This window comes from Actinoplanes sichuanensis, from assembly GCF_033097365.1.
Taxonomy (GTDB): domain Bacteria; phylum Actinomycetota; class Actinomycetes; order Mycobacteriales; family Micromonosporaceae; genus Actinoplanes; species Actinoplanes sichuanensis.
On record NZ_AP028461.1, the window covers coordinates 8,602,128 to 8,618,076 of the forward strand.

Below are 15,949 nucleotides of genomic sequence, written 5' to 3' on the forward strand. Positions count from 1 at the left end.
AGTTCACCACGGGGCCGACCGCGGCCTGATCAGCGGGGCGATTCGGATCGGTGAGCGAACCGCGCGGCCACCGCCGCCGCCACGCACAACCCGCCGCACATCAACCACACCAGCACGTAAGCGCTTTCGGCCGGTGTGTCGCCCCCGCCCTGGACCAGCGCGGCCAGGATCGCCGCGACGACCGCACCCGCCACCGCCCCACCGAGCGTCTTGACGTTGTTGTAGAGCGCGGTGGTGATCCCGGTCCGGGACGGTTCGGCGGTTTCCGCGATGACGGTCGGCATGGCCCCCAACGCCACCCCGGCGGCCAACCCGACCGGCACCTTGAACAGCAACAGCTGCCAGACCTCGGCATGTAGGAAGGCCATCGCCACAAAGGTCGCCGCAATGGTCAGAAACGCCGCGATCAGGGTGGGCCGATATCCGAACCGTCCGGCGATCACCGCGGTGAGACTCGATCCGACGACGGCACCGACGGCGGCCGGAAGCGCCACCAGCGAGATCTGTAGAGCGGTGAATCCGAACCCGTAGCCGGTGACGGCCCGGTCGGCGGCGAGGAACGTGGCGTCCGGCGCCTGGCTTCCGAAGTAGACGATGCCGAAGACGAAGGAGCAGAAGAAGAACGGCGACACGGTACGCCCGGCGAGCGCTCGAAGATCGACGAGAGGTTCCGGGGTGCGCAGTTCGAGAACGACCCAGCCGGCGAACCCGACGACACCGCCGACGAGTAGTCCGACTCCGGCCCCGGCCGAGGTGCCGATCAGCGAGATCCCACCGAGCACGGCGACCATGGAGACGCTGAGCAGCAGAACGCCGGGAACGTCCAGTTTCCCGGTGGCAAGCGTTTCACTCTCCGGTACGGCCACGAACGACACCGGCACACAGAGCAGAGCGAGCACCGCCGGCACCAGAAGTGTGAGCCGTGCGTCCCCGATGATCTGGTGCAGCCCGGCGGTGAGGACCGCACCGAGCAGGGTGCCGAGAGCGAGTGCCCCGACGAGCCGGGCGATGGCCCGCCGGGCGAGTTCGGCCGGAAGCCGGTCCCGGACGAGCGCGATCTCCAGCGGCAGCAACGCGGCGAGCGGGCCGAGAAGGACGCGGCCGAAAAGCAGGATCCCCAGATTGGGGGCGAGCACGACGAGCAGGCTTCCGGCCGCGACGCAGACGAGCGCGATCCGGAGCATCCGCCGATGCCCGTAGAGGTCACCGAGCCGCCCGAACGCCGGCACCGAGACCGCGGCCGCCAGCAGTTGTACCGAGATGACCCAGTTGAGATCCGCATCCGAGATGTTCATCTCGGCCCCCAGGTCGGGCAGCAGGGGCGCCACCCCACCTTGAATGAATCCGCTGGTGATCTCGAAGAGCACGAGCAGCCCGACCACCGCGGACACCCGGCTCCGATCGATGACCGCGGTCACTGGGCGGCTTCCCGAAGCCGTGCCGCCGCGAGCGAGGCGAGTAGAACGGCGGCCTCTCCGACGGCCCGATCGTCGAAGACGGCTTGCGGGGAATGGTTCATCGGCGCGGTCGCCGGTTCTACGCCGGGTGGAACGGCACCGAGCATCAGATAGGCCCCGGGCACCTCGTCGAGCACGAAGGAGAAGTCCTCGGAACCGGCCATCGGCCGGGGAGCCACGAAGACCCGCTGTTCTCCGAACGATTCCCGGGCGACCCGCAGCGCGAAGTCGGCCTCCACCGAATCGTTGGCGGTGACCGGATAGTTCTCCTGGTAATCGATGTCGACTCGGACCCCGTGGGCGTCCGCGATCCCGCGCAGGACCCGTTCGATTCCGGCCCGAACGGTCCGGTGGGTGGCGGTGGAGAAACTGCGGACCGTCACCTGGAGCGTGCCGTTCTCCGGGATCACGTTGGCCGCCGACCCGGCGTGGATCGACCCGACAGTGACCACGGCCGGGTCGAAGGCGTCGATGGTACGGGTGACGACGGTCTGCAACGCGGTGACCATCTCGGCGAGCGCCGGAACCGGATCGACCGCCAGGTGCGGGGAGGATCCGTGTCCACCGCGACCGGTGACGGTGACGGTGACCGTGTCGGAGGCGGCCAGCACGGTGCCGGGCCGGGTCGCGACCAGGCCGAGCGGCAGCGCGGTGGCGGCGACGTGGACGGCGTACGCGGCGACGACCCGCTCCCCGGCGGCGTCCAGCACCCCTTCGTCGATCATCAGTTTGGCCCCGCCCTGGCCCTCCTCCCCGGGCTGGAACATGAACACCACGTCCCCGGCGAGTTCGGCGCGACGGCCGGCCAGCAGGTGCGCGGCGCCGACCAGCCCGGCCGTGTGGATGTCGTGCCCGCAGGCGTGCATCCGGCCGGCGATCTCGGAGGCGTACGGCATCCCGCTCTCCTCCCGCACCGGCAGCGCGTCCATGTCGCCGCGGAGCAGCACCGCCGGGCCGGGCCGTCCGCCGCGCAGCACCGCGACGACCGAGGTCAGCGATGTTCCGATGCCGATCTCCAGCGGGAGCCCGTCCAGCGCGGCGAGCACCTTGGCCTGGGTCCGGGGCAGGTCCAGCCCGAGCTCGGGTTCGCGGTGCAGCGCGTGGCGCAGACTGATCAGTCGTTCGGCCAGCGGGAGGGCGTCAAGCGAGGAGAACATGGCGGTATGGTCGCCAGAATGATCGTGATCGGGGTCGGATTGCAGGGATCCGCCGATGACGGCCGCTGACATGCCGGAATCGGTCACGCTCGACGAGCTGGACTATCAACTGGTGACCGCGCTGCAGCTGGCGCCGAGGGCCGACTGGCAGCGGATAGGCGCCGCTCTCGGGGTGGACGGGTCGACCGTGGCCCGCCGCTGGAACCGGTTGTACCGTTCCGGTCACGCCTGGATCAGCTGCCTGCCGGCGCAGCTGGCGATCCCGTCGGTGGTGATGGCGATCATCGAGGTGGACTGTGTGGCCGGGCGGCTGCCGGAGGTGGCCGGCGATCTGGCAGACGACGTCAACATCGTCACTCTGGAGCACGTGACCGGGGCGCGTGACCTGCTGATCCAGGCCGCGTTCACGGATCACGTACAACTCGGTCGTTATCTCAGCCTGCGGCTGGGCAGGCTGCCCGGGGTGGCGTCGTCGCGGACCCAGATCGCGGTGACCGTGCACACCGAGGGCAGCCGGTGGCGGCTGGACCGGCTCAGTGACCCGGCCCGGCAGGCGCTCACCGGCGGCCGGTCGCAGACGTGGTCCGGGCGGGTGTTCACGGACGAGGACATCCGGTTGTTCCAGGCGCTCAGTGATGATCCGCGGCAGCCGGCGGTGCAGCTCGCCGAGAAGACCGGCTTGAGTCCGACGACGGTACGGCGCAGGTTGGACCGGCTGGACGCGGAGCGGAGCATCACGTACCGCTGCGAGGTGGCCCGTTATGTCTCCGGTTATCCGATCTCGGTGTCGCTGTGGTGCGCGCTGCCGCCCGCCGAGACGCAGCGAACGGTCAGCAAACTGAGCGGGATGCGCGAGACCAGGTTCTGCGCGACGCTGTCCGGCGCGGCGAATCTGCTGGTCGTGGTCTGGTTGCGTTCGGTGCAGGACATCGCGGCGTTCGAGGCGCGGCTGGCCGTGCAGGTGCCGGAGCTGACCATCACCGACCGGGCGGTGGCGCTGTGGGTGCTCAAACTGGGCGGTCACCTGTTGGATCCGCACGGACGCAACCTCAGGTCCGTACCCCTGGGATTCTGGTCGGACCCGGCGTCCGACGCGGCCGAAGGCGAGCTGCTCGCCCGCCTTCGGCAGCCTTGTTGATCTTCAGTTGAGGGTCCACTTCTGGTTGGCGCCGGTGGTGCAGGTCCAGATCTGCAGGCGGGCACCGTCGGCCGAACTGTTGCCGGTCACGTCGAGGCACTTGCCGGAGTACGTGTTGACCAGGCGCTGCGAGCCGTCCAGCGTCCACTTCTGGGAGGTGCCGGCGTGGCAGTCCCAGAGGTGCGCGACGGTGCCGTCGGCGTTGCTGGGGCCGCTGATGTCGAGGCACTTGCCGAGCGAGCGCAGCGTGCCGTCACCGGGGCGGCTCCACCGCTGGGCGGTGGTGCCGTTGCAGCCGTACAGCTGGATCGCCGTTCCGTTGGCGCTGTTGGCGCCGGCGACGTCGACACATTTGCCGCCGAGGCCGGTGATGGTTCCGCCCGGCGTCGGGCTTCCGGTTCCGGACCAGGTGAAGGTCGCGGTGGTACGAGCCGGCAGCGTGTACACGAAGGACTGTGAGCCCCAGTCGACCCGCACCGACTGGCTGCCCGTGCCGCCGTTGTGGGCGATCAGGGCCTTGGAGCCGTCCGGGTTGCGCCAGGCGACGTTCTGCACCGTGGTGTTGTCGGAAGCGATCCGCACCGCGCCCGGCTTGACGAACTTGGTGAGGTGCCCGGTCGTGTAGTACTCGATGGTGTAGTCGACCTGGCCGGCCCGGGAGCCGCCCTCCTGCACGGTGATCAGTCCGGTGCAGGTGCCGCAGCCGCCGTTGTGCGGGCCCATGCTCTGGTTGAGCGCGAGGCTCCACTTGACGACGCTGCTGCTCCAGTTTCGGGTGTAGTTGACGATGTCGGCCATATCCTCGTTGTGCTGGTTCGCGATCCAGGTGCCGCCCGAGTGCTCGGTGCTGAACTGCTTCACGGCCGGGAACGCGTCGTGGACCTGGGAGCCGACGACCGGGTCACCGAAGTAGCCGTGCCAGGCGATGCCGCCGAACAGCGGGTCGTTGCGGACCCCGGCGTCGGCGAGGATGGCGGCGCCGAAGTTCGCGTAGTCGCCGTAGTTCCAGTCGTGGATCAGCACCTTGGTGTTGATGCCGGCCGCCCGGAACGCCGGGTACACGAAGTTCTTGGTGAACTCGACCAGCCCGGACGGGTTCCAGCTCATGCCCGGGTAGTTCATCGCGGTCGGGTTCGAGGCCTGGCAGCAGTTCGGCTCGTTCTGCACCGAGATGTAGTTGATCGGCACGCCCGCGGCCTGATAGCTCTGGATGTACTTGACCAGGTACTGGGCGTAGGTGGGGTAGTGCTCCCACTTGAGCCAGCCCATCTGGTCCATCCGGCCGTTGTCCTTCATCCAGCCGGGCGCACTCCACGGCACACCCTTCACCCGCAGCGCCGGGTTGAGCTGCCGTGCCTGCTGGGTGAGCAGGCGGACGTTCGTGTCGTACCCGTTGGTGCCGAAGTCGTTCAGGTCGCAGCAGGTGTCGTCGAGCGAGACGTTGCCGGGCCGGGACAGGTCGGAGGCGCCGATCGGGTTGCGGACGAACGACAGGCCGATGCCGTCGGTCGGGCTGAACAGCTTCGACATCACCTGGTCCCGGGTCGCGGCACTGATCGGGCCGCCGCGCAGCAGGTAGGCGGTGGTGTCGGTGATCGACGCGCCGGCGCCCTCGAAGACCTGGTAGGTGGTGCCCTCGTCGACGTTGATGGTCTGGTTGGCACTGCCGCCGGCCGGGCCGAAGGCGATGGACGCCTGCTGCTGGAGACCGCGGGTCACGGTCCGGCCGGCACTGTCCGATGTGGTGGTGAGGTAGACGTTGACGGTCTCTCCGGCGGCGTAGGCCGGTGCGCTCAGCGAGGCGGCGCCGATCACGGCCGCCGCGAGCAACGCGGTCTTTCTCATGAGGACTCCTGCTACACGGGGGACAGGTAACAGGAAGGAAACCTTTGCTAATTTGTACGGGTCAATGCATCCGGGTTGCGGAATGACGTGTGCCGGTTCCGGAACCATGAAACACGTCAGGAACCGGCCCGGTGGACTCCCGGATCACGAGTTCGGTCGCCAGCTCCACGTGCAGTGCGTCGAGGCGGTGCCCGCCCAACATCCGCAACAGCAGGTGTACGGCCATCCGCCCCATCTCCTCCAACGGCTGGCGGACGGTGGTCAGCCGCGGCCGGCACGCCTGGCCCAGCTCGATGTCGTCGAACCCGGCCACCGAAAGATCCTCCGGCACCCGCAGCCCGCGCTCGGCGGCCGCGTGCAACGCCCCGATCGCCATCTTGTCGTTGAACGCGACCAGCGCGGTCGGCCGATTCGGCAGATCGAGCAGCTCGGTGGCGGCGCGGTGGCCCAACTCGACGGTGGGCTCGGCGACGAACCGGATCAGCTCGGGCGCCGGCAGCACCCCGGCGTCGGCCAGCGGCGCCAGATAACCGGCGAACCGGTTCTCGCCGGCCAGCCAGTCACGCGGCCCGCCGGCGATGCCGATCCGGCGATGACCGAGTTCGATCAGGTGGGCGGTGAGCTGCCGGGCGCCCGAGAAGTGTGCCGCCGAGACCGCGGCGAGGTTCCGAGGCGGCGGGGTCCGCGGATCGAGCACCACGAACGGGAAGCCCCGGTCGCGTAGTCGGGCCAGTTCGGCTCCGGGCTCCGGGGGCAGGATCAGGATCGCCCCGGCCACGTCCCGACGGCCGGTCAGGGCGGTCAGCACGTGCTCCTGCTGGGCGGCCACCCCGGCGTTCAGGATCACTTGGAGGCCGTGTGGTTCCAGAGCCTCGGTGACCGCCGAGACGATCAGTCCGAAGTAGTCGGTGAGCAGGTAGGGGCAGCGCAGGTAGATCCCGGTGGCCCGTTCGCCACGTCGCCGCGGCGCCTTCTGGCCCAGCTCCCCCATCGCGGCGAGCACTCGCTCCCGAGTGTCCGGCGCGACGTTGGCCCGCCCGTTGAGCACCCGGGAGACGGTCGCGATGGACAGGCCGGTCCGCGCGGCGACGTCCCGCACGGTCGCCCTTGTTTCATCGCTCTGTTTCATCGATCGGACGATACGGGCTCTCGCTTGCGACTGTTACGCCAGCGGACCACCGAACCGTAGAGGAACATCGCGGCCAGCACGCCCGGCCCGCAGTGAACCGCCAGCACGCCGGCGAGACTCGGGCCGCCCCAGTCGTTCGCATAGGTGGACGCATCGGTCACGTCGATCACGAACGGTTCGGCCACCGCCCGCGCGACGAAGAACAGCGCGACGACGACGCTGAGCACTCTGAGCAGCAGGTTCATGTCTTCGACGGTAGGAAGCATGATTCCCGGCCGCATCGGGTGGATCCCCGATGCGGCCCGTAATCAAAGCTCAGTTACTGGCGTCGGCCAGGCTCGTGATCGAGACGGCGGCCTTGATGTAGGGGTTACGGCCCAGGTCGCCGATGGTCTTCACGTTGAACGCCTTGGCCAGCGCCTCGGCATCGGCCTTGCTCACCCCGGCGAGCGCGTCGACCGGCGCGTTCGGCAGCGCGTGCAGGTCCAGGTCCTCGAACTTCTTGTCGAGGAGCTTGTCGAGATTCGCGGTGACGGTCATGTGGATTCCCCTTCGTCGCGTCGTTGCGTCGTGCGGGGCCCGGCCATGGCCCGGCCGGGCCTTCTGAAGTCACTGTCGGCCGCCGCGCCGCCGGACTGAGCCGGTTTTCCGGTCCGGCGCGTGCGCACATCAGGGGGCAGGTCGACGGAATGACTCGGATGATCGGCGGAACGGTTTGCACGAAAAGCCACGTCCGGCTGGCACGGACGGCATTTCATCACGACGTATCCAATAACTAAGGTAGTCGAATGCCGACCGACAGCAGCGCCTTTCAGATCATCGGTTGCATCGTGATCTCGGCCTTGACCTCCTACGCCGGAGGCCGTTTCCATCAGTGGTACAAACTGGGCCTGGACCGGGACCGATCTTTCCGGGAAGGCTACCGACACGGCTATCAGACGCTGTTTCCGCTCGTCTCTCGGACCGGTTCCGAGGAGTTCTCCCCGGAAAGCGCCCGGGACTGATCCCGAAGAACATGACGGCAGGGCGGGAGCGATACTCGCCCTGCCGTCATTCACACACACCGCAATACCCCTTCTTCTCGGCCGGGCCGGCAACGATCAGTGGCCGGCCTCGATCGGCCTGGCGGAGCCGAACACGGCTGCCGACCGGCATCGCGGACCGGCCCGGGAATGCCCCTTCGTGATGTTGAACCCGATTTCCGCCACGCCGGTCGTCGAACGCGCGGATATCGCCGGACGCCGGACAGTCCGCCCGCCGATGGCCGTTCAGTGGACCCCGGAACGGGTTCGCCAAAATGAGAAACGCTCACCAGCGGAAAGAGATTTCGCGAACGGTGGCCGACGAGTCACCTCAATGGATTAGTGCGGCCGGGCGGTACCTGTGGTCACATCGACGAAGCCGCATCATCCGACCGGCCACCCCGCAACGGCCGAAATCCCGACGCGCAATTGGCCGCAAGTCGGCTGACCGGCGTAGCCCCTACCTCGAAATAGTTCGCACAAGGGTATTTCGGCACCTTGCACAGCGGCCGGTCCATCTGATAGTCGGGCGCCACACGCCGAAAATAGACGATCCTGATGCAGGCCGACATTTCTGGCAGGTTATTCCTTGTGGAACAGATGGACACCAACCTGCCGACCCGCTGGCGGGCGGCCTACAAGGCGGCGCTCGCGCTGCTGGAGAGCGACCAGCCGTACAGCGATCCCTCCGATCCCGTGGCGCGCGCCCGGGTGCAGCGAGCCCGGACCGACACCCGCCGATGGATCCGCATGCAGAAGCTGCTCGCGGCGACCGGTGGGCTCTCCCCGGTACAGCGCTTCTTCGTCGCCCAGATCCCGGACAACTGGCGCGAGATCGACCTCCAGCGTCAGCGTCGGGTGCGTACCCGGCGCGAGTGACGGCGGCCCGGTGACCCGGCCCCGGGTCACCGGTGAGCGCTCAGCCCAGCCCGGTCGGGTCGACCGGGCCGCCCGGCCCCGGCAGCGCGGTGTCCGGCACGTCGGCCGACTGCGGATGTTCAGCCCAGAGCGCCCGCAGCTGGCTCTGCAGGAACAGCGTGATCCGGTGCCGGTAGTCGTGGTCGAAGGCGGCCAGGTTCTCCACCTGGCGCTGCAACGCCTCCCGCTGGATCGACAGCCCTCCGACGGCGTCCTCGTAACGTTGCTGCGCCTGCACTCTCAACTGCTCGGCGTAGGCGCCGCCGGCGGACACGATGTGCTCCGCCTCGGCCCGCGCGTCGGACAGTAGCCGGTCGGCCTCGACCCGGATCCCGTCGGCGTACGAGCGCGCCTCCGCGACGATCCGTTCGGCGTGCACCCGCGCTTCGGCGACGTGGTCGTCGGCGGTGCGCTGGGCCAGGGCCAGGATCGCGATCGCCCGGTCCGGTGGGGCCACCTGCGGTGCGGGCGGCACCGGATGGACCGGTACACCGTCGACGTCGCGCTGGAGGGGCATCACCCCGGCGTCCGTGATCACGACCGGCACCCACCGCGCGGGTGGCCGCCGTGGTTCATCGGGCCGCAGCCGGCCGGGGCGTTGTGTGGAGACATCCGCGGGAACCTTTCTCGGATCAGGAGGCCGTGGACGGTGTCCCGTCAGCCGCGACCGGATGATTCGCTGTGAATCGTCCGGAAACGGGCAAAGGAAGCAAATCCCCGAGCTCCCGTTCGCGTGAAAAAGGGCCGATTCTCACTCGTTCGGTCTCCGCCGTCGGCCATTTGATCTCGACCCCGCGGCCTGCCGATGATCCAATCAGCCCGGTCTCCACGAAAAACGAAAAGAGATCAACGGGCACCCGCGGGCCACCATTCGATCATCGGGAACCCGCCCGGTCACGACACGACGGGGAGACTGGGCTGATCGGGCACTCACGGGCGTGCCTTCCGGCGCCAACGGTGCACCCACGGGTGACGTCCACCGTCGTCGAACGCCAGTTTCCAGTCCTGAGAGACGAATTCCCGAAGCTGCCGCGGCCATCTCCGGAAAAGCCTCGGCGACGCATTCCGACGTCGCGAAACCGCTATCCGGAAAACGTACCGCCGAGGACGGAAGGCATGAAAGAAGGTAATGCGGCATGACAGCACCCGGCAACTACCTCGTGTACTTCCTCCTCACGCTCGCCATCGTCATGTCGACCGGCTATGCGGTCGGCCGGATCCACCAGTGGCACCGGCACGGGGTGGAGCGGGACAAGGCGTACCGCACCGGGTATGACGAGGCCTCCCGGTCGATCATGCGGATGATGGGTGACCCGAGACAGTCCGGCCGGCCGCTGAGCGTCGCCACCGCCCGGCTCGCCGCGGGCCCGTACCACCATCCCGAGACGGACGGCCCGCGGAATCCGCTCAATCAGCGCCGGGTCTATCCGGCCCATCGGAGCTGAGTCAGCGCAGCGCGATCAGCTTGTACCGCGCCTTCAGCCAGGGGATGAGCTGCTCGTAAGCGGTGATCGTGTCCGGCTGCCGATAGTCGTGGGACAGCACGATCGCACCCTTGCTCACGTGCTGCCGTACCGTTGCGACGATCTTCGCGACGTGCTGCTCGTCGGTCTCCCCGGCCGGGTGGTCCCAGTCCCGCGGGTCGACCTGCCAGTAGATCGACGTCATGCCGAGTTCGGCCGCCACCGCCACGAACGGTTTGGTGAAGTTGCCACCGGGCGCCCGCATGTACTTGATCTCCGCCCCCGGAACCGCCTGCCGGATCGCGTCGTTGGTGCGCTCCAGGTCGGCCCGGATGGCCTCGGGGCTCTCCGTGCCGAGCGTCAGGCTGTGCCGCCAGGTGTGGTTGCACAGGGTGTGGCCCTCGTCGACGATCCGGCGGACCAGGTCCGGGTACGCCACAACGTTCTCGCCGACCACGCAGAACGTGGCCTTGACGTGGTGCTCGGCGAGCAGGTCGAGCAGACGGGGTGTCTGCACCGGGTCCGGGCCGTCGTCGAAGGTCAACGCGACCCCGGCCGCCCCGGTCCGGCGCAGGCTCTCGGCGGGACCGTCACCTCGGCGGCCGGGGCGTACCGACGGCGTCGGCGAGGGCCGCACCGCCTCGGACGGCGCGGCGTCCGGCGTCTCCGTCGGGTCCGCCGAAGTCTCCTCCGCGGGTTGCTCGGTCGGCTCCTCGGTCGGCTCCTCGGTCGGCTCTGCGGAGGGCTCCCCGGCAGGCGAAGCGGACGGCTCGATCGACGGTGAAGCGGACGCCGACTCGCCGGCCGGCGCCCCGGCTCCCGACGTGATCTCCCCGGCCGTGGCCGTGCCGCATCCGGCCAGCCCGGCCACGAGCAGGCCGACCAGAAACACCTTGGGGGTACGCATTCGGGAACTCCGTCCGAGGGGTACGAGCGAGGACGGGAGGAATATCGCGGAGTTCCGGTCGCCGATGACCGCTCTCGATCGAGCGTGGCACTGACCCGGGAGAACCGGGCGGGTGAAGCCGCCGCCTACGATCGCCGCCATGCCGATCAGCCACGGGCGACTACGCCTCGCCATGTCCGGAGCCGCGCTGGCCTTCCTGACCACGGCCTTGGCGATCCGGGCGGTGGCGCCCCTCGGCAGCTGGCTGGAGCAGTCGTCCGGGACCGCCCTCTACGCCTCGATGACCTGGGCCGGCGTGCGTTTCCTGGGCCCCCGCCTGACTCCACTCACCGCCGGCGGGATCGCCCTGGCCTGGTGCTGGGGTGCCGAGTTCTTCCAACTCACCGGGATCCCCGCGGCACTGTCCGCGGACAGCCTGGTGGCCCGTCTCGTGTTCGGCGCCTCCTTCGACCCGATCGATCTGGTCTGGTACCCGCTCGGCATCGTCCCGCTGGTGGTCTGGCACCACCGGCGGACCGCGGTGCCCGGGCGTCCCTGAGGAGCACCCGGGCACCGCACGGGGAGAGGAGGGTCAGGCGACCGGGTCGAGCCGCCGGCTGGGCTGCTCGGCCGGCTGCGCCGCGGCCTTCCGGTCCCGCAGCAGGATGCCGATCACCGGGGCGGCCAGCACGGTCGTGATCGCCAGCACCCAGAGCGCGGTGTGGAAGCCGTCCGAGTACGCGCCCGCCGCGAAGTCGACGAACGCCGCCCGGGACGGCTCGGCCACCTGCCCGGCCACCGTCGCGAGGTCACCCGAGACGATCTGACCGGCCGCCTCGGACGCTGACGGCGCACCCGCCGGCTGGTAGGCGCCGATGCCCTCGGCCAGCCGGGATGTGGTGAGACCGGCGAGCACCGAACCCATCGTGGCGATCGCGACGACCTCACCGGACAGACGCATGGTGTTGAACATGCCGGCCGCCATCCCGGCCCGCTCCGGCTCGACGCTGCCGACCGCGGTGGCGTCCAGGATCGCCAGCGAGATACCCATGCCGGCGCCGATGGTGAGCAGCGGACCGGCGATGGCCAGGACACCCACGCCGCGGTCGATCACGGTGAGCCAGGCCGCGCCGCCACCGACCAGCAGCAGCGTCACCACCAGCAGGACCCGGGCCGAGACCCAACGGGACAGGTACCCGGCGACCGACGGCATCACCAGGGTCGGCGCGGTCAGCAGGAGCAGGGTGACACCGGCCCGCTGGGCGCTCACCCCGTCCACCGAGATCAGGTAGGACGGGAGCAGCACGAGCAGGGTCACGAAGCCGAAGGCCAGGGCGACCGGGACCAGGCAGGCGGCCACGTACTTGGACTGACGGAACAGTGACAGGTCGAACATCGGGGCCGGCTGTCGGCGCTCGGCGACCACGAACGCCACCATGAGCAGCGCGCAGACTCCGAAGAGGACGAGCGTGATCGGGTCGGTCCAGCCGATCTGCGGCGCCTGCACGACGGCCAGCACGAAGGCGAGCAGGCTGCCGGAGAAGGTGATCGTGCCGAGCCAGTCCACCCGGGACGCGACGGCCGATCGGGACTCCGGCAGCAGCCGGCTGACCAGCAGGACCAGCACTGAGACACCGGCGTGGACGGCGAACACGGTCCGCCAGCCGCCGATCGAGACCAGCAGGCCGGACAGGAACGGGCCGAACGCCAGGCCGAAGCCGAACGACGTGCCGAGGGCACCGAACGCCTTACCCAGGGCGGGCCCCTGGAAGGTCTGCGCCAGGATCGCGCTGCCGCTGGTCAGGACGGCCGCGGCACCGACACCGGCGAGAGCGCGGGCGATGTCGATCACCAGAATCTGGCCGGCCGCCGCGCTGACCGCCGAGGCAGTGGCGAACAACACGGATCCGATCACGAACATCCGGCGGCGGCCGAGGCGGTCGGCGAGTGATCCGGCGGCCAGCATCAGGCTCGCGAACAGCAGGTTGTAGGCGTTGACCACCCACTGCAGGGCGGGCAGCGAGGGCTCCAGGTCGGCGTTGATGCCGGGCAGCGCCATCGACGACCCGGTGAGGGAGAGCGGCAGCAGACCGCCTGCCACGCAGACCGTGATCAGGGTGAGGGTGGGGCGCGATACGGGCGCGCCGGATCCCTTGTCAGACATGGGACGCGAGCTCCTTGCTCTGCGGGAATGCGCTGTCCGGTCCGCCCATCCAGCACGGCTCAGAACACGGACGCATATTCGAACTCTGATACTCAATCGGATCCTGATGCCTCGGGATCGGGTTGTCAAATGTCCGGCACGGCGTCCCGGTACCCGCGGCGAGCGGCTCTGACTTAGGATGCGTATCAGAGTCCTGATGCTCATGCGAGAGCATCGGTTTGACAGAGATCACAGAGGGGTGGGAACGATGCCGGAGAACCATCCGGTCCTGGTGGTGGGCGCCGGCCCGGTCGGCCTCACAGCGGCCGCGATCCTCCTCGGGCGCGGTGTCGACGTCCGGGTGATCGACCGCGCCACCGCCCCCAGCGAGTTCAGCAAGGCGCTCCTGGTGTGGCCACGAACCCTCGAGGTGCTGCGCCGGCTGGGCGGCGGGCGGCACATCACCGAGCACGGGCAGGACGTCGCCGACTTCCGCTACTGGTCGGACGGGCGCCCGGTCTGCCGGATCCCGTTCGGTGCCGCCACCCGGCCGAAGATCATCATTCAGCCGGATGTGGAGGCGATGCTGCACGCCGCTCTCGCCGACCGCGGTGGCAAGCCGGAGTGGCAGACCACGCTCACCGGGCTGAGCCAGGACGACGACGGCGTGACCGCCACCCTGCGCGAGCCGGACGGTGTCGCGCGCACCCACCGGTTCAGCCACGTGATCGGGGCCGACGGGGCCGGCAGCACGGTCCGCGGCCTGCTCGGGCTGGAGTTCGAGGGTGCCACCTACCCGCAGACCTTCGTGCTCGGCGACACCGCGATCGACGGCACGGCCGAGCCCGACTCGGTGCACTACTACCTGTCCCCGCGCGGCGTGCTGGTCCTGGTGCCGTTGCCGAACGGGCGGCATCGGGTGTTCACCGCCGCGCCCGGCGACCTCACCTCCGACGACGTCCGCCTGGAGCTGCTGCAGGAGCTGGTCGACGACCGCGGGCCGGGTGGTCTGCGACTGCACGACCTGTCCTGGAGCGCCGCCTTCCGGATCCACGCGCGGCACGTGGAGCGGCCCCGCGACGGGCGGGTCTTCCTGGCCGGTGACGCCGCGCACATCCACAGTCCGGCCGGTGGCCAGGGGCTGAACACCGGGGTCACCGACGCGCACAACCTGGCCTGGAAACTGGCCGCGGTGTGGCACGGCGATCTGCCGGCGGAGGTTCTCGACTCCTACGAGCCGGAGCGCTCGGCGGTGGCCCGGTCGGTGGTCCGGCAGGCCGAGACACAGACCCGGGCCTGGCTGCTCAAGAAGCCGTGGCAGGTCGCGGCCCGGGACCTGGCGGCGGGCGCGGCGGCCCGCATCGGGGTCTTCGACAGGCATTACGTGCCCTGGCTGACCGGCACCCGGCACGAGTACCCACCCGGCCTGACGGTCGCACCGCGGTCACGCGGCCCCCGCCGGCCGGTCCGGCACGGGGCGTTGATCCCGAACGTCGCGGTCTCCACCGACGGCGAGATCTGGCGGCCGATCCGCGACGTGCTGCCGGACGACCGCTACACCCTGTTGGTGACCGTTCCGGACGGGGTGGAGCCGCGCCCCGGCCCGGCCTTCTTCGGGCTGCTCCGGGCGTACCCCCGTTTGATCTCCGGATGGGCCCGCGCCGGGACGCTGCTGAAACCGGCCGGAGACCGACCGGGCGGAACGCCCGGAGGCCGGATCGCGGTGACCCTGATCCGCCCGGACCACTACGTCGCCGTGCACGAGACCGACCCCGCACTGCCCGCCATCACCCGCCACCTGGCCGCACTGACCCGGCCCGGAAAGGAGAAACCGTGATCGACACCACCACGCTCGGCACGAACGGACCCGAGGTGGGCCGCGTCGGCCTCGGATGCATGGGCATGTCCTGGGTCTACGACGAGCAGGGCCGCGACGAGACGACCTCGATCAAGGTCATCCACGAGGCGCTCGACTCCGGCGCGACGCTGATCGACACCGCCGACATGTACGGGCCGTTCGACAACGAATACCTGGTCGGCCGGGCGCTGGCCGGACGACGCGACGACGCGGTGCTGGCCACCAAGGGTGGTCTGATCGTCGACGGCGCCCGCAATCTGCACCGCAACGGCCGCCCCGAGCACCTGCGTGCCGCTCTGGACGCCAGCCTGCTGCGGCTGCGCACCGACCACGTCGACCTCTACCAGTTGCACCGGGTCGACCCGGCGGTGCCGCTCGCCGAGACCTGGGGCGCGATGGCCGAGATGGTCGCGGCCGGCAAGGCGCGGGCGATCGGGCTCTCCGAGGCGGACCCGGCGCAGATCCGCGAGGCGCACGCCATCCACCCGGTCACCAGCGTCCAGTCCGAGCTCTCCCTGTGGACGCCCGACGTGCTGGCCGGGGTGCTGCCACTGACCGAGGAACTGGGCATCGCGCTCATCCCGTTCTCGCCGCTCGGCCGCGGGTTCCTGGCCGGCCGGTTCACCTCACCGGAGGATCTGCCGGCCGGCGACTGGCGGCACGGCAATCCGCGCTTCCAGGCCGACACGATGGCGAAGAACCAGAAGATCGCCGAGGTGGTACGCGAGCAGGCGGCTCGGCTGGAGGTGACGCCGGCGCAGCTCGCGCTGGCCTGGGTGCTCGCGCAGGGCCGGTTCGTGGTGCCCATCCCCGGTACGAAGAACCCTGCCTACCTGCGGGACAACCTGGCCGCCGCGTCGGTCGAGATCCCGGCCGAGGTGCTGGCCGTCCTCGACGGGCTGCCCGCCGCCGCCGGTCACCGCTACTGAGGAG

General features: G+C 69.8%; 16 protein-coding genes. 7 read left to right on the plus strand and 9 right to left on the minus strand.

What is annotated here, in order from left to right; translation table 11 throughout:
• Window positions 1-29 precede the first annotated feature (29 nt).
• Both Q0Z83_RS39465 and Q0Z83_RS39470 read right to left on the minus strand, forming a co-directional pair.
• Window positions 30-1,418 (minus strand): MFS transporter, encoded by a 1,389-nt coding sequence (locus Q0Z83_RS39465; protein ID WP_317788460.1) that lies wholly within the window; start codon window positions 1,416-1,418, stop codon window positions 30-32.
• Window positions 1,415-2,614 carry a M20 metallopeptidase family protein gene (locus Q0Z83_RS39470; RefSeq protein WP_317788461.1) on the minus strand — a complete coding sequence of 400 codons (1,200 nt, stop codon included), beginning with the start codon at window positions 2,612-2,614 and terminating at the stop codon, window positions 1,415-1,417. Before Q0Z83_RS39470 ends, Q0Z83_RS39465 begins: the two co-directional genes overlap by 4 nt.
• 55 nt (window positions 2,615-2,669) lie before the next feature.
• Here Q0Z83_RS39470 and Q0Z83_RS39475 point away from each other — a divergent pair, with 55 nt between their 5' ends.
• Window positions 2,670-3,752 carry an Lrp/AsnC family transcriptional regulator gene (locus tag Q0Z83_RS39475; protein ID WP_317788462.1) on the plus strand — a complete coding sequence of 361 codons (1,083 nt, stop codon included), beginning with the start codon at window positions 2,670-2,672 and terminating at the stop codon, window positions 3,750-3,752.
• A gap of 3 nt (window positions 3,753-3,755) precedes the next feature.
• Here Q0Z83_RS39475 and Q0Z83_RS39480 read toward each other — a convergent pair whose 3' ends face one another.
• The 4 genes from Q0Z83_RS39480 to Q0Z83_RS39495 form a co-directional block, all read right to left on the minus strand.
• A complete protein-coding gene (locus Q0Z83_RS39480) occupies window positions 3,756-5,597 on the minus strand; it encodes an RICIN domain-containing protein (RefSeq protein ID WP_317788463.1) in 1,842 nt (613 codons plus the stop codon).
• Between the two features lie 61 nt (window positions 5,598-5,658).
• Complete coding sequence (locus Q0Z83_RS39485; RefSeq protein WP_317788464.1) at window positions 5,659-6,726, minus strand: LacI family DNA-binding transcriptional regulator; 1,068 nt, start codon at window positions 6,724-6,726, stop codon at window positions 5,659-5,661.
• Entirely contained in the window at window positions 6,723-6,971 is a 249-nt protein-coding gene (locus tag Q0Z83_RS39490) for a hypothetical protein (RefSeq protein WP_317788465.1), read from the minus strand. Before Q0Z83_RS39490 ends, Q0Z83_RS39485 begins: the two co-directional genes overlap by 4 nt.
• 70 nt (window positions 6,972-7,041) lie before the next feature.
• Complete coding sequence (locus tag Q0Z83_RS39495; protein ID WP_317788466.1) at window positions 7,042-7,266, minus strand: hypothetical protein; 225 nt, start codon at window positions 7,264-7,266, stop codon at window positions 7,042-7,044.
• Window positions 7,267-7,514: 248 nt separating this feature from the next.
• Between Q0Z83_RS39495 and Q0Z83_RS39500 the strand changes: the two genes are divergently transcribed.
• Window positions 7,515-7,730, plus strand: a complete 216-nt coding sequence (locus Q0Z83_RS39500) for a hypothetical protein (protein ID WP_317788467.1) — start codon at window positions 7,515-7,517, stop codon at window positions 7,728-7,730.
• A 609-nt stretch (window positions 7,731-8,339) separates the two neighbouring features.
• Window positions 8,340-8,627 carry a hypothetical protein gene (locus Q0Z83_RS39505; protein ID WP_317788468.1) on the plus strand — a complete coding sequence of 96 codons (288 nt, stop codon included), beginning with the start codon at window positions 8,340-8,342 and terminating at the stop codon, window positions 8,625-8,627.
• A 40-nt stretch (window positions 8,628-8,667) separates the two neighbouring features.
• Here Q0Z83_RS39505 and Q0Z83_RS39510 read toward each other — a convergent pair whose 3' ends face one another.
• A complete protein-coding gene (locus Q0Z83_RS39510; protein WP_317788469.1) occupies window positions 8,668-9,204 on the minus strand; it encodes a DivIVA domain-containing protein in 537 nt (178 codons plus the stop codon).
• A gap of 598 nt (window positions 9,205-9,802) precedes the next feature.
• Here Q0Z83_RS39510 and Q0Z83_RS39515 point away from each other — a divergent pair.
• Entirely contained in the window at window positions 9,803-10,111 is a 309-nt protein-coding gene (locus Q0Z83_RS39515; protein ID WP_317788470.1) for a hypothetical protein, read from the plus strand.
• A 1-nt stretch (window position 10,112) separates the two neighbouring features.
• Here the strand turns inward: Q0Z83_RS39515 and Q0Z83_RS39520 are convergent, their stop codons facing one another.
• Complete coding sequence (locus Q0Z83_RS39520; RefSeq protein WP_317788471.1) at window positions 10,113-11,036, minus strand: polysaccharide deacetylase family protein; 924 nt, start codon at window positions 11,034-11,036, stop codon at window positions 10,113-10,115.
• A gap of 139 nt (window positions 11,037-11,175) precedes the next feature.
• Between Q0Z83_RS39520 and Q0Z83_RS39525 the strand changes: the two genes are divergently transcribed.
• Window positions 11,176-11,574: a ribosomal maturation YjgA family protein gene (locus Q0Z83_RS39525; RefSeq protein ID WP_317788472.1), complete on the plus strand. Its 399-nt coding sequence runs from the start codon at window positions 11,176-11,178 to the stop codon at window positions 11,572-11,574.
• A gap of 33 nt (window positions 11,575-11,607) precedes the next feature.
• Here the strand turns inward: Q0Z83_RS39525 and Q0Z83_RS39530 are convergent, their stop codons facing one another.
• Window positions 11,608-13,179: an MFS transporter gene (locus tag Q0Z83_RS39530; RefSeq protein WP_317788473.1), complete on the minus strand. Its 1,572-nt coding sequence runs from the start codon at window positions 13,177-13,179 to the stop codon at window positions 11,608-11,610.
• A 247-nt stretch (window positions 13,180-13,426) separates the two neighbouring features.
• On the opposite strand from Q0Z83_RS39530, the gene Q0Z83_RS39535 reads away from it, so the two are divergent.
• Both Q0Z83_RS39535 and Q0Z83_RS39540 read left to right on the plus strand, forming a co-directional pair.
• On the plus strand, window positions 13,427-14,995 hold the full coding sequence (locus Q0Z83_RS39535; protein WP_317788474.1) for an FAD-dependent monooxygenase: 1,569 nt from the start codon (window positions 13,427-13,429) through the stop codon (window positions 14,993-14,995).
• On the plus strand, window positions 14,992-15,945 hold the full coding sequence (locus Q0Z83_RS39540; protein WP_317788475.1) for an aldo/keto reductase: 954 nt from the start codon (window positions 14,992-14,994) through the stop codon (window positions 15,943-15,945). The genes Q0Z83_RS39535 and Q0Z83_RS39540 overlap by 4 nt, the downstream gene beginning before the upstream one ends.
• Window positions 15,946-15,949 lie beyond the last annotated feature (4 nt).

Coding starts and splice junctions, on each gene's coding strand:
- Q0Z83_RS39480 (WP_317788463.1), bottom strand. CDS start 5,597: ATGAGAAAGACCGCGTTGCTCGCGGCGGCCGTGATCGGCGCCGCCTCG.
- Q0Z83_RS39515 (WP_317788470.1), top strand. CDS start 9,803: ATGACAGCACCCGGCAACTACCTCGTGTACTTCCTCCTCACGCTCGCC.
- Q0Z83_RS39500 (WP_317788467.1), top strand. CDS start 7,515: ATGCCGACCGACAGCAGCGCCTTTCAGATCATCGGTTGCATCGTGATC.
- Q0Z83_RS39525 (WP_317788472.1), top strand. CDS start 11,176: ATGCCGATCAGCCACGGGCGACTACGCCTCGCCATGTCCGGAGCCGCG.
- Q0Z83_RS39520 (WP_317788471.1), bottom strand. CDS start 11,036: ATGCGTACCCCCAAGGTGTTTCTGGTCGGCCTGCTCGTGGCCGGGCTG.
- Q0Z83_RS39495 (WP_317788466.1), bottom strand. CDS start 7,266: ATGACCGTCACCGCGAATCTCGACAAGCTCCTCGACAAGAAGTTCGAG.
- Q0Z83_RS39535 (WP_317788474.1), top strand. CDS start 13,427: ATGCCGGAGAACCATCCGGTCCTGGTGGTGGGCGCCGGCCCGGTCGGC.
- Q0Z83_RS39485 (WP_317788464.1), bottom strand. CDS start 6,726: ATGAAACAGAGCGATGAAACAAGGGCGACCGTGCGGGACGTCGCCGCG.
- Q0Z83_RS39470 (WP_317788461.1), bottom strand. CDS start 2,614: ATGTTCTCCTCGCTTGACGCCCTCCCGCTGGCCGAACGACTGATCAGT.
- Q0Z83_RS39530 (WP_317788473.1), bottom strand. CDS start 13,179: ATGTCTGACAAGGGATCCGGCGCGCCCGTATCGCGCCCCACCCTCACC.
- Q0Z83_RS39490 (WP_317788465.1), bottom strand. CDS start 6,971: ATGAACCTGCTGCTCAGAGTGCTCAGCGTCGTCGTCGCGCTGTTCTTC.
- Q0Z83_RS39475 (WP_317788462.1), top strand. CDS start 2,670: ATGACGGCCGCTGACATGCCGGAATCGGTCACGCTCGACGAGCTGGAC.